General features: G+C 59.0%; 13 protein-coding genes. 10 read left to right on the top strand and 3 right to left on the bottom strand.

What is annotated here, in order from left to right:
- The first annotated feature begins 35 nt into the window (after nt 1-35).
- From IE095_RS15160 to gluQRS, 8 genes are all read left to right on the top strand, one after another.
- Entirely contained in the window at nt 36-578 is a 543-nt protein-coding gene (locus tag IE095_RS15160; protein WP_189412589.1) for a c-type cytochrome, read from the top strand.
- 114 nt (nt 579-692) lie between these two features.
- Nucleotides 693-2609 (top strand): extracellular solute-binding protein, encoded by a 1917-nt coding sequence (locus IE095_RS15165; RefSeq protein WP_189412590.1) that lies wholly within the window; start codon nt 693-695, stop codon nt 2607-2609.
- A 1-nt stretch (nt 2610) separates the two neighbouring features.
- A complete protein-coding gene (locus IE095_RS15170) occupies nt 2611-3774 on the top strand; it encodes a microcin C ABC transporter permease YejB (RefSeq protein ID WP_189412591.1) in 1164 nt (387 codons plus the stop codon).
- 3 nt (nt 3775-3777) lie between these two features.
- Complete coding sequence (locus IE095_RS15175; protein ID WP_189412662.1) at nt 3778-4887, top strand: ABC transporter permease; 1110 nt, start codon at nt 3778-3780, stop codon at nt 4885-4887.
- Nucleotides 4884-6491, top strand: a complete 1608-nt coding sequence (locus tag IE095_RS15180; protein ID WP_189412592.1) for an ABC transporter ATP-binding protein — start codon at nt 4884-4886, stop codon at nt 6489-6491. Before IE095_RS15175 ends, IE095_RS15180 begins: the two co-directional genes overlap by 4 nt.
- A 3-nt stretch (nt 6492-6494) precedes the next feature.
- The gene (locus tag IE095_RS15185) at nt 6495-7727 is read left to right on the top strand and encodes a glycosyltransferase family 4 protein (protein ID WP_189412593.1); all 1233 of its coding nucleotides are present in this window, start codon (nt 6495-6497) and stop codon (nt 7725-7727) included.
- Between the two features lie 58 nt (nt 7728-7785).
- Nucleotides 7786-9117, top strand: coding sequence for a methylenetetrahydrofolate--tRNA-(uracil(54)-C(5))-methyltransferase (FADH(2)-oxidizing) TrmFO (gene trmFO, locus IE095_RS15190; RefSeq protein WP_189412594.1), 1332 nt, complete (start codon nt 7786-7788; stop codon nt 9115-9117).
- Nucleotides 9105-10010, top strand: a complete 906-nt coding sequence (gene gluQRS, locus IE095_RS15195; protein ID WP_189412595.1) for a tRNA glutamyl-Q(34) synthetase GluQRS — start codon at nt 9105-9107, stop codon at nt 10008-10010. Before trmFO ends, gluQRS begins: the two co-directional genes overlap by 13 nt.
- 69 nt (nt 10011-10079) lie before the next feature.
- Here the strand turns inward: gluQRS and hisI are convergent, their stop codons facing one another.
- Nucleotides 10080-10439: a phosphoribosyl-AMP cyclohydrolase gene (gene hisI / locus IE095_RS15200; RefSeq protein ID WP_189412597.1), complete on the bottom strand. Its 360-nt coding sequence runs from the start codon at nt 10437-10439 to the stop codon at nt 10080-10082.
- Nucleotides 10440-10505: 66 nt separating this feature from the next.
- Here hisI and IE095_RS15205 point away from each other — a divergent pair, with 66 nt between their 5' ends.
- A complete protein-coding gene (locus IE095_RS15205; RefSeq protein WP_189412664.1) occupies nt 10506-10934 on the top strand; it encodes an iron-sulfur cluster assembly scaffold protein in 429 nt (142 codons plus the stop codon).
- Here IE095_RS15205 and IE095_RS15210 read toward each other — a convergent pair.
- Together IE095_RS15210 and IE095_RS18645 are read right to left on the bottom strand one after the other, a co-directional pair.
- A complete protein-coding gene (locus tag IE095_RS15210) occupies nt 10931-11335 on the bottom strand; it encodes a DUF1801 domain-containing protein (RefSeq protein WP_189412599.1) in 405 nt (134 codons plus the stop codon). The two genes, IE095_RS15205 and IE095_RS15210, sit on opposite strands and share 4 nt — an antisense overlap.
- 173 nt (nt 11336-11508) lie before the next feature.
- Entirely contained in the window at nt 11509-11631 is a 123-nt protein-coding gene (locus IE095_RS18645; RefSeq protein ID WP_268247726.1) for a hypothetical protein, read from the bottom strand.
- A gap of 152 nt (nt 11632-11783) precedes the next feature.
- Here IE095_RS18645 and IE095_RS15215 point away from each other — a divergent pair, with 152 nt between their 5' ends.
- A complete protein-coding gene (locus IE095_RS15215; protein ID WP_189412601.1) occupies nt 11784-12731 on the top strand; it encodes a phosphoribosylaminoimidazolesuccinocarboxamide synthase in 948 nt (315 codons plus the stop codon).
- Nucleotides 12732-12748 lie beyond the last annotated feature (17 nt).

The following is a 12748-nucleotide window of genomic DNA, read 5'->3' on the forward strand; positions in this document are numbered from 1 at the left end:
TACCGGCGCAGCCACCGGCCACGATAGGACGCGACATGTTCGACACGATGACGATCACCAAAGCGCTTGGCGCCCTTTGTGGTGCGTTTCTGATCTTTCTGATGGGGTCTTGGGCCGCGTCTGCGCTCTATGACACCAAAGCAGGTGGTGGTCATGGCGCCGGGCATGGCGAAGAAGGTGCCGAACTGACCCAAGCCTACACGATCGAAGTGGCCGAGGCTGGGACTGGCGATGCCGCCGCCGCAGGCCCGACCTTTGAAGAAATCTTTGCAACGGCGGATGCCACCAAAGGCGAAAAAGTCTTTGGCAAATGCGCGGCCTGCCACAAACTGGATGGTAGCGATGGCGTCGGCCCGCACTTGAACGGTGTTGTGGATCGCGCGAAAGCCGCCAGTGCCGGCTTTGCCTACTCCGACGCGCTGAAAGCCATGGCATCCGACACTTGGACCCCGGCCAATCTGAACGCGTTCCTGACCAACCCGAAATCCTATGCGAAAGGCACCAAGATGTCCTTCGCCGGTCTGCCCAAGGCCGAAGACCGCGCCAACTTGATTGCTTGGCTCGCAACCCAGCAATAACGGTGCGAAACCGCGCAGGAACTTGTAAAAGGCCGCCCAAAGGGTGGCCTTTTTGCTGGCTCACGCCAATGTCACGCATTCGCGGCTTGAGAGTGCCCCGCCTTGCCGCGTAGCATGGCTTCGTCAACCGTCGGACAGGCGGAGCAAAGAAAGGTTGGGGGAATGATGCAGGATCACCGTTTTGGCGGCTTGGTGGCTGTGGCGCTGTTGGGTTGGGCCGGTTTGGCCCAAGCACAAGAGATCATCGTCAGCCACGGAATCTCGACCTTTGGCGATCTGAAGTACCCTGCCGATTTTGCGCATCTGGATTATGTGAACCCCAATGCCCCGAAGGGCGGAGAGGTCTCGCAATCCGCCCCTGGCGGGTTCGATTCGCTGAACCCCTATTCGATCAAAGGCGTTGGCGCGGCCCTGTCGACGGTCATGCACGAATCCATTCTGGCGGGTACCGCCGACGAAATCGGGGCGTCCTACTGCCTCATGTGCACGACCATCGAATATCCACAGGATCGGTCCTGGGTGATCTTTAACCTGCGGGACGATGTGAAATTCTCGGACGGAAGCGCCATGACCGCCGAGGATGTGATTTTTTCCTATGAGCTGCTCCGCGACAAGGGCCTGTCCGACTTTCGCACAATCCTGGGCCAACAGATCGAAAAGGCCGAGATTCTTGAACCTTTGAAGGTAAAATTCACCTTCAAAGCCGGGTTCCCAACCCGCGACCTGCCTGAACTGGCCGGTGGGCTGCCGATTTTTTCCAAAGCCCAGTACGAACGCGATGGCCTTGATCTCGAAGAGCAGACATTGAAGCCCTACATGGGCACCGGCCCCTATATGTTCGACAGCATGGATGTGGGTCGCACCGTGATCTATCGCCGCAATCCCGACTATTGGGGCAAAGATTTGCCAATCAACATTGGGCGGCACAATCTGGACAGGATCCGCATCGAATATTTTGCCGACAGCAATGCCGCATTCGAAGCATTCAAGGCGGGCGAATTCACTTTCCGGCAAGAGAACAGTTCAAAGTTCTGGGCCGAGGGCTATAAATTCCCTGCGGTCCAAAGCGGTGTTGTTCAGAAAAAACAACTGCGTTCTGGCGTCAAGGCCAGCAATCAAGGGTTTTTGTTCAATCTTCGCAAAGAGAAGTTTCAGGATCCCAAGGTTCGGCAGGCCATTGAACTGATGTTCAATTTTGAATGGACGAACCGAACATTGTTCTTTGGGCTTTACTCCCGCGTCAATTCATTTTGGGAAAACTCTTGGCTGGCCGCGACGGGCCTGCCTTCCGAGGCCGAGGTAGCGCTTTTGAAGCCCCTGGTCGATGAAGGTTTGCTGGATGCCACGATCCTGACAGAAGAGCCGGTGCTCCCCAATCTGGGTGGCGAGCGGCAATTGGATCGGGCCAGCCTGCGCAAGGCCAGCGCCTTGTTGGATGAGGCGGGCTGGGAAGTCGGGACGGACGGGTTGCGCCGCAATGCCAAGGGTGAAACCTTGGATGTCGAATTCCTGAACGACGACCCACAGTTTGATCGGATCATCAATCCTTTCGTCGAAAACCTAGCGGCGCTGGGCGTCAATGCCAAAGTGACAAAGGTCGATGATGCACAGATGGAACTGCGCACCCGTCCGCCACGGATGGATTTCGATATCGTCACCGGCCACACACCCACAGACTATTTTCCCGGGTCGGGCCTGATGCAGTATTTCGGTTCTGAAACGGCGGATGACTCGGCCTTCAACATCATGGGATTGAAAAACCCAGCAGTCGACCGGCTGATCCGGGTGGTGATGGAGGCAAAAACCAAAGACGAACTGACCACCGCGACGATGGCCTTGGATAGGGTGATGCGTCAGGCGCGCTTTGTGGTGCCGCAGTGGTACAACAATCAGTACTGGGTCGCCTACTACGACATGTATGAATACCCATCCGAGGACAAAATGCCACCCTATGCGCTGGGCGTCATGGATTTCTGGTGGGTCAATGCGGAAAAGGCGGCGGCGCTCAAAGCATCGGGCGCGCTGAAATAGCATGGCATCCTATATTCTGCGCCGCCTGCTTTTGGTGATCCCGACCCTGTTTGGGATCATGGTGGTCAATTTCACCCTGACCCAGTTTGTGCCCGGCGGCCCGATCCAGCAGGTTCTGGCCCGGATCGACGGGGGCGGCGATGCTTTTCAGGCGATTTCCGGTGGTGGTGATGCCGGCGTGACCGAGCCTGGCAGCGAAGGCACAGGTGGCAATGGCGGCTACATCGGCGCCAAAGGGCTGCCGCCAGAATTCATTGATCGGCTGGAGGTGCAGTTCGGCTTTGCCCGTTTTGTTTGCGCCAAAGATTTTGCTGGCGAACCTTCGGCAAAGGCAGCGGAATGCCAAAAAGAGATGATTCCGATGGTGGAGCGTTTCTTCATCATGATGGGCAAATATGTGACCTTTGATTTTGGCGAAAGCTATTTCCGATCTATCGGGGTGCTGGACCTGGTCTGGGAAAAGATGCCTGTTTCCATTTCGCTGGGGCTGTGGTCGACGCTGATCGCCTATCTGATCTCGATCCCGCTGGGTATTCGCAAGGCGCTGCGGGATGGCTCGCGGTTTGACACGTGGACAAGCGGCATCATCATCGCTGCCTATGCCATCCCCGGCCTGTTGTTCGCCATCATGCTGCTGGTTTTGTTCGCGGGTGGGTCGTATTTTCAATGGTTCCCGCTGCGTGGCCTCACCTCTTCCAACTGGGAAAGCCTAAGCCTTTTTGGCAAGATCACCGATTATTTTTGGCATATGACTCTGCCAATCATCGCCTCGACGATTTCCAGCTTTGCCACCATGACCCTGCTCACCAAGAACAGTTTTCTTGACGAAATCAAGAAACAGTATGTGTTGACCGCCCGTGCCAAGGGGCTGTCCGAGGCCCGGGTGCTTTATGGTCATGTCTTCCGCAATGCGATGCTGATTGTGATCGCGGGATTTCCCGGTCTGTTTTTGGGCGTGCTGTTCGGTGGTAGCCTGATCATTGAAACCATCTTCTCGCTCGATGGCTTGGGGCGGATGGGCTACGAGGCAACGGTGGCGCGTGACTATCCGATCATGTTCGGCAACCTTTTCTTTTTTGGGTTGATCGGCCTTGTGGTCGGTATCTTGTCAGACCTGACCTATGCGCTGGTTGATCCGCGCATCGATTTTGAAAAGCGGGGTTAGGTGATGGCGCTTTCTCCGCTGAACCAGCGCCGCTGGCGAAATTTCAAGGCCAATCGCCGGGCGTTCTGGTCGCTTTGGATTTTTGCCATTCTGTTCGGCCTGTCATTGATGGCCGAACTTCTGGCGAATGACCGACCGCTCCTGGTCAAGCATCAAGGGGAGTACTACACCCCCTTTCTAAATTTTTATCCCTCGACCGCCTTTGGCGACGATTTCAGGACCGAGGCCGAGTATCACGACCCGGTTCTGCAATGCCTGATCGTGACGGGGCGGAATGAACTGTGCTTTGACGCGCCAGAGGCGACCAAGGCCGAGGCCGAGGAAGCGGGGACTGTTGATGGCCAGCCCATCGACAGGGGTTGGATTCTTTGGGCATTGGTGCCTTACAGTTTCAACACGATCGTCGACAAGCCGGGCTTTGCCCCCGGTCCGCCCGATGCGCAAAACTGGCTGGGCACCGATGATACCTCGCGTGATGTGTTGGCCCGCGTGATCTATGGCTTCCGAATATCCGTGGTCTTTGCCCTGATTGTGACAGCCTGCACGTCGATCATTGGCATCGCGGCCGGTGCCGCACAGGGTTATTTTGGAGGGTTGGTGGACCTGATCTTTCAGCGAATTCTTGAAATCTGGTCCGGCGTGCCGACGCTGTATGTGATCATCATCATGGCGGCGATTGTCCCGATGAACTTTTGGCTGCTGACGGGCTTGATGGTGCTTTTTGGTTGGACCGCGCTTGTCGGCGTGGTTCGGGCCGAGTTCCTGCGGGCGCGCAATTTTGAATATGTCCGTGCGGCCAAAGCTTTGGGGGTGGGCGACAGCAAGATTATGTTCCGGCATGTTTTGCCAAATGCAATGGTGGCGACCCTGACCATGCTGCCCTTCATGATTACAGGGGCTATCGGCACTTTGGCCGTGCTGGACTTTCTGGGCTATGGCCTACCCTCGAGCCTGCCGTCGCTGGGCGAATTGACCCAGCAGGCCAAGCAGAACCTTCAGGCCCCGTGGCTTGCCTTCACGGCGTTTTTCACCTTTGCGATCATGCTGTCGCTTTTGGTGTTCATCTTTGAAGGCGTGCGCGATGCCTTTGATCCGCGAAAGACCTTTCGATGAATGATGTGATCCTTTCGGTGCAGGATCTCGCCGTTGATTTTCGGCAGGATGGGCGCCTTGTCCATGCCGTGCGCGGGGTCAGCTTTGATGTGGGGCGCGGCGAAACCGTGGCCTTGGTCGGCGAAAGCGGGTCAGGCAAATCGGTGACGGCCCTTTCGACGGTCAGCCTTTTGGCCGATAATGCGACAGTCTCCGGCCATGTGCGATGGAAGGGCGAAGAGCTGATCGCGGCCAGCGAAAAGGCGCTGCAAAAAATTCGGGGCAATGACATCAGTTTCATCTTTCAGGAACCGATGACCAGCCTGAACCCGCTGCACACCATCGAAAAGCAGCTGGCCGAAAGCCTGTCGCTGCATCAGGGCCTGCGCGGCAACGCCGCCCGTGCCCGCGTGATTGAACTTTTGCAAAAGGTTGGCATTGCCGAGGCTGAAAGCCGCCTTTCCGCCTATCCGCATGAATTGTCGGGCGGCCAGCGCCAGCGCGTGATGATCGCCATGGCCTTGGCCAATGGCCCGGAACTGCTGATCGCCGATGAACCGACCACGGCGCTGGATGTGACCATTCAGGCCCAGATCCTTGACCTGCTCGCCGATCTGAAAGCGCGCGAAGGGCTTTCCCTGCTGTTCATCACCCATGATCTCGGCATCGTCCGCCGCATCGCCGACCGTGTCTGCGTCATGCAGGGCGGCGAGATTGTCGAACAGGGCTGCACAGCCGAGATTTTTGCCAACCCACAGCACCCCTATACGCAAAAGCTGCTTGCCGCGGATCCCACCGGCAAGGCCGATTCGATCCCAGCCGATGCGCCGCAAATCATCCAGACCGACAATCTGCGCGTCTGGTTCCCCATCCAGAAGGGCCTCTTGCGCCGCACCGTCGATCACGTCCGCGCCGTCAATGCGGCCAGCCTGCGCATCCATGCCGGCGAAACCTTGGGCATCGTCGGTGAAAGCGGCTCGGGCAAGACCACGCTCGCCATGGCCATCATGCGCCTGACCCCATCGACCGGCCCGATCTTGTTCATGGGGCGCGACATTCAGGGCCTCAAGGGCAATGCCCTGCGCCCCCTGCGCCGCGACATGCAGATTGTCTTTCAGGATCCCTACGGCAGCCTCTCCCCCCGCCTTTCGGTCGAACAGATCATCGCCGAAGGCTTGGGTGTGCATTTCCCCGGCCTTTCACCCGCCGAGACCCGCGCCAAAGTCTCGGCCATCATGACCGAGGTGGGCTTGGACCCCGCCATGATGGAACGCTATCCCCACGAGTTTTCCGGTGGCCAGCGTCAGCGCATCGCCATTGCCCGCGCCATGGTGCTGGAGCCCAAACTGGTGGTGCTGGATGAACCCACCAGCGCCTTGGACAAGACAGTCCAGGTGCAGATCGTCGAACTTTTGCGCCGTTTGCAGCAAAAGTCGGGTCTGGCTTATCTCTTCATCAGCCATGACCTCCGCGTCGTCCGCGCCCTCTCGCACCGGATCGTCGTGATGAAGAATGGCGACATCGTCGAACAGGGCGATACGGAACAGGTTTTCAGCGCGCCGCAGACCGCCTATACCCAGCAGTTGATGGCAGCAGCATTCGGTTCGCCCGATCACAAAGGTTAAGACGTGAAGATTTTATTTGTTCATCAGAATTTTCCCGGTCAATTCCTGCATCTGGCCCCCGAAATGCAACGCCGTGGCCATGAATGTCTGGCGCTGACCGATTTTTCCAACAACCGGACGGGGCCGATCCCGATCCTGAAATACAAACATGAATCCCCGCAGCCCGATCCGGCGGCAACCCGGCTCGGACGGAACTATACGCTGATGTCCGACAGGGGCGTAACTGTGGCCCGCGCGGCGCTGCAATTGCGCGAAAAGCGCGGCTATGTGCCCGACGTGATTTTTGGCCATTCCGGCTGGGGCGAAACCCTCTTCCTGAAAGAGGTCTGGCCCGAGGCCAAGCTGATCGTCTATGCCGAGTTTTATTACAAAGGCCGCGGCGCCGATGTTGGCTTTGACCCCGAATTCGACAAGCCCAGCTTTGATCAGGTGATGATCGCCCAGGGCCGAACCACCCATCTGGGGCAGGCCATGCTCCATGCCGATGGCGGCCTGTCGCCCACAAAATGGCAGGCCAGCACCTATCCGGCGTTCCTGCGCGAAAAGATCAAGGTGATCTTTGACGGCGTCGATACCGAGGTGATGAAACCCGATGCCACCGCCTCGGTCGAATTGCCGGATGGCCGCGTGATCAAGGCGGGGGATGAGGTTCTGACCTTCATCAACCGCAACCTCGAACCCTATCGCGGCTACCACACCTTCATGCGTGCCCTGCCGCAGGTGATGGCCGCCCGGCCCGAGGCGCAGGTCGTGATCATCGGCGGCGATGATGTCAGCTATGGCCGCCCCGCCCCCCAAGGCACCACATGGAAAAAGCACTTCCTGGCCGAGGTTGAGGATCGGCTTGATATGAGCCGCGTGCATTTCATGGGCAAGGTGCCCTATCCGACCTTTGTCAAACTGATGCAGATCACACGCGCCCACGCCTATCTGACCTATCCCTTCGTCCTGTCCTGGTCGATGCTCGAGGCGATGTCGGCGGGCGCGCTGATCATCGGGTCGCGCACCCCCCCGGTGCAGGAATTGATCGAGGATGGGGTGAATGGCCGTCTCGTCGATTTCTTCGATGTCGAAGGCTGGGCTGCGATGCTGACCAAAGCCTTGGCCCATCCCAGCCGCTTTGACGACATGCGCCGTGCGGCCCGCCAGACGATTCTGGACGGCTACGACCTGAAACGCATCTGCCTGCCACAGATGGTGGATTTCGTCGAAAGTTTTGCACCCTCGGCGGCCTAGGGCGAGGCCAAAGCGATCCTTGCTTGATCCGCCCCGTCCCCGACGCTAAACCCCGCCTATGCAAAAAACGCTTCACATCATTGGCGGCGGCATGGCGGGGTCCGAGGCGGCCTGGCAGGCGGCCGAGGCAGGCCAGCCCGTTGTCATCCATGAAATGCGCCCCGCTGTGGGCACATTTGCCCATCGCACCGGCGATTTTGCGGAAATGGTCTGTTCCAACTCCTTTCGGTCAGACGACGACGAGCGCAATGCCGTGGGCCTGCTGCATTGGGAAATGGCGGCAGCCAAGGGCCTGATCATGGAAATGGCCCGCGCGCACCGCCTGCCCGCAGGGGGGGCTTTGGCGGTGGATCGTGATCCGTTCGCGGCGGCAGTCACGGCGCGGCTGAAGGCGCATCCCCTGATCAGCACCTCTTACGAGGAGATTACCGAACTGCCGGACCAAGGTCATTGGATCATTGCGACCGGTCCCTTGACGAGCGGTGCCTTGGCGAAATCCATCCAGACGGCAACCGGGGCCGATCATCTGGCCTTTTTCGACGCCATCGCCCCCATCGTCTATGCGGAATCGGTGGATATGTCGGTCGCTTGGATGCAGTCGCGCTATGACAAGGGCGAGACGGTCGAGGAACAGACCGCCTATATGAACTGCCCGATGACCAAAGACCAATACGAGGCTTTCATCGACGCCCTGCTGGCGGCGGAAAAGACTGAGTTTCACGAAGGCGAAACGGCGGGCTATTTCGATGGCTGCCTGCCGATTGAGGTGATGGCGGAACGCGGCCGCGAAACCCTGCGCTTTGGGCCAATGAAGCCGGTGGGGCTGACCAATGCGCACCAGTCGGATGTGAAGGCCCATGCCGTGGTCCAGTTGCGGCGGGACAATAAGCTGGGGACGCTTTACAACATCGTCGGTTTCCAGACGAAAATGAAATACGGTGCGCAGACCGAGGTTTTGCGGATGATTCCGGGTCTGGAAAACGCCAGTTTCGCGCGGTTGGGCGGCATTCACCGGAACACCTTTATCAACTCGCCCACGCTCCTGGACGATCAGATGCGGTTGAAATCGCACCCGCATATCCGCTTTGCCGGGCAGATCACCGGGGTTGAAGGCTATGTCGAAAGCGCCGCGATGGGGCTTTTGGCGGGGCGGATGGCGGCGGCTGAAATGCGGGGCGACGTGCTGCCCCCACCCCCGGCAGATACGGCGATGGGGGCCTTGATCACGCATATTACCGGGGGGGCTGAGGCGAAAACCTTCCAGCCGATGAACGTGAATTTCGGGCTGTTCCCGCCGATTGACGCGAAAGGCGGGCGTAAGGGCCGGAAGGATCGGTATAAGGCCTATACCGACCGGGCGAAGGAATCCTTCACCGCATGGCTGTCGTAACCCGCTTTGCCCCCAGCCCAACCGGCCCTTTGCATCTGGGCCATGCCTATGCCGCCTTTGTCGCCCATGATCTGGCCCGCGCCCATGGCGGCCAGTTCCTGCTGCGGATTGAAGATATTGACCGGGCCAGATCACGGCCCGAATGGGAAGCGGCGATCTTGGACGATCTGGCATGGTTGGGAATGCTGCCAGATGGCGTCATGCGGCAGTCGGATCGGCTGGCCGAATACGACCGGGCGCTGGACCATCTTTGGGCGCGGGGTTTGCTGTATCCCTGCCGTTGCACAAGACGCGACATCGAAGAAGCTTTGAATGCGCCACAGGAAGGCATCAACTACGGCCCAGATGGGCCAATATATCCGGGCACATGCAGGGACAAGGATTGGAACGGAATCCAGCATCATAGCTTCTCCAATTTCGCTCGACCTTGTGATGTGCCACTTCGGCTTGATATGGCCCATGCCGCTGCCATCGCATGCGAGCATCATATCAGAGAGACCGGAGGCGTTTGGGACACCGAATTTATGGAAACTGGGGGGGGGCGCTCGGGTCGTTTTGTTCAAACATCCCGTGATGTCTATAGCCACAGTATCGGCGACATCGTTCTGGCTCGCCGCGATATGGGCACATCCTATCATCTGTCGGTCGTCATCGACGACGCAGCCCAAGGCGTGACCCATGTCACGCGCGGCGAGGATTTGTTTGAAGCGACGCGTATTCACGTTTTGCTCCAACGCTTGCTGAACCTGCCCACGCCCGTCTACCACCACCACCGCCTGATCCGGGATGATCAGGGCAAGCGCCTGGCGAAGCGCGATGATGCGCGGGCTTTGGCGAAGTATCGGGCCGAGGGCGCGACCCCGGGGGATATTCGGCGGATGATCGGCCTATAGGGCAAAAAACACCCTCTTTCTGATTTCAACTATAAAACAATATGTTGCAGGAATTTCACGCGTGAAATCTCAATTTTCGGGTGCCATAATCTCCACCTCAACCCCATCCCGGATCGCCGTGTAAAAACACGACCGCCGGTTCGTGTGGCAGGCCGGACCGGTCTGTTTCGCCAGCACCAGCAGGCAATCGCGGTCGCAATCGACCCGCATCTCCACCAGTTCCTGCACATGGCCCGAGGTTTCGCCCTTGATCCAAAAGGCCTGCCGCGAGCGGGACCAGTAGGTCACGGCCCCGGTTTCCAAAGTCCGCGCCACGGCCTCGGCGTTCATCCAGGCGAACATCAGGATTTCGCCGGAAAGATGATCCTGCGTGATCACCGGGATCAGGCCGCGTTCGTCATAGGTCAGGGTTTTCGCATCAAAGACCATGGTCCGGCTTTCCTTGGGCGGGGTTCAAGCCTATCTAAGGGGCAACGCATGCAGGGGAAAGCCCGGATGTCCGACAGCGCGATGATTGCCCTTTATTCCCAGCGGATTTTGGCGCTGGCCGCCGATATTCCGCATTTGGGGCGGTTGAAGGAACCCACAGGCACCTCCCGCCGCCGCTCGCCGCTTTGTGGATCGACGGTGACGGTGGACGTGGTTGTGACGGACGGTCGGGTGACGGATTTCGCGCAGGATGTGAAGGCTTGCGCCTTGGGGCAGGCCTCGGCCTCGATCCTTGGAAGGGTGGCCGTGGGGCGGACACTGCCGGAAGTGACCAAAGCCCGCGATCAGTTGCTGGCCATGCTGCGCGAGGATGGTCCGGTGCCCGATGCGCCGTTTGAGGGTTACGAGGTGCTGATCCCCGCGCGGGAACATCGCAACCGCCATGCTTCTATTTTGCTCGCACTAGAGGCTTTGGCCGAGGCGATGGGGGGTTAGACCTTCCACCCTGGATTGGCCGCCGCTTGCCGGATCCAATCGGCCAGTTGATCCTGATCGATGCCCGCTTCGGTGATGTGGACATAGCGGGCGTTGGGGTCTTTTGATCCCACCGGGGGCAAGGGGGTCAGTTGCTGGCCGAAAAAGAAGTTGATTTTGAGGTAATTCTTGAACCCATGCAGGCCCATGAACCAGCCCTGCCCTTCGACGCCGTAAAGCGGCGAGTTCCATTTCACCGCCTTTTTCACCCCCGGTACCACCTGTTCGACCAGCCGGTCCAACTGGGCCGCGGCGGGGCTTTTCCAACCGGGAATGGCGGCGATCCAGGCCTGAACGGGGGCATCGCCATCGGCTTTGGCGATCTGGGGGTTGTCGCCGGAAAGGAGTTTTACCTGTGTCATAGGTCCATCTTAACCGAAGTGCGGAATAAAAAAAGCCGCCACTCTTTGGGAGAGCGGCGGCAGGGAGCGTGTCATGCGGGGGCGGGCGGGACAGCCCGGGGCATCAGAGGCAGACGCCGTTTGCACAAATGGGGAACCGTGCAACCCCGAATTCAGACCGCAGGCAGAAACCGTCAGATCAGACCGGGCAAGGACAGCCCGGCAAAGAGCAGAACAAACAGGCAGGCGGCACCCAAAGCATCCTCAATCATCGTGTCGCCCGAGCGGGTGATGACGGCTTTCACTTCGTTCAGCATGGTCGCCTCCTCTGTTCCGTGTTGCTATCTTGTTCTCATATCCTTAACGCTTCGTCAAGAACTTTATGAGAACATTTGTGAACATTCGTGAACCCACGGAAAGGGAACGCATCAAAGTTGACTTGGCTCCGCCAAGGCCCGAAAAGGCCGCCATGCGCACGCTTGAACATGCCCGGATTCCCGAATTGCCGAACCCCTATTTCGGCAAGGTGCGGGATTGCTATGATCTGCCCGACGGGCGGCGGATCCTGATTTCATCCGACCGGATCAGCGCTTTTGACCGGATTTTGGCGGCCATTCCCTATAAGGGTCAGGTTCTGACGCAGACAGCGCGCTATTGGTTTGACCAGACGGCGGATATCGCGGCGAACCATGTGCTGGCCTATCCGGACCCGAATGTCGTCATCGGCCAGCGTTTGACCATTCTGCCGGTGGAAATGATCGTGCGGGGCTATCTGGCCGGCACGACGGGGACGTCGATCTTGACGCTGTACAAGCAAGGCCAGCGTCAGATGTATGGCCATACCATGCCCGACGGGTTGCGCGACAACCAGCCGCTGGATCAGGCGATCCTGACGCCGACATCCAAGGCCTTTGACGGCGGGCATGATGAGCCGCTGACCGCCAAGGACATCGTGGCGCAGGGTCTGGTGACACAGGCGCAATGGGATGAGATGGCGGCCAAATCGCTGTCGCTGTTCGCGCGGGGGCAAAAGATTGCCGCCGAGCGGGGGTTGATTCTGGCGGATACGAAATACGAATTCGGGGTGGATGCAGCGGGGAACATTCTACTGGCCGATGAAATCCACACGCCGGACAGTTCACGCTATTGGCTGGTCGATGGCTATGAGGCCGCCTTGCGCGATGGCACGCGGCCACCGTCCTTCGACAAGGATGTGATCCGGGCTTGGGTGGCGGCTCGCTGCGATCCCTATCACGATCCGATCCCGGAAATTCCGGCGGAGATGATCGAACAAACCGCGCAGGTCTATATCAAGGCCTATGAGGCGATCACCGGGCAGGTCTTTGTGCCGGACCAGACAGGGGCGACGCCGCTGGACCGGATCCGGGCCAATCTGACACCGTTCTTTACCGCCTAAGCAAAGCCCATTGCGCG

The sequence above is a fragment of the Neogemmobacter tilapiae genome, assembly GCF_014652215.1.
Taxonomy (GTDB): domain Bacteria; phylum Pseudomonadota; class Alphaproteobacteria; order Rhodobacterales; family Rhodobacteraceae; genus Neogemmobacter; species Neogemmobacter tilapiae.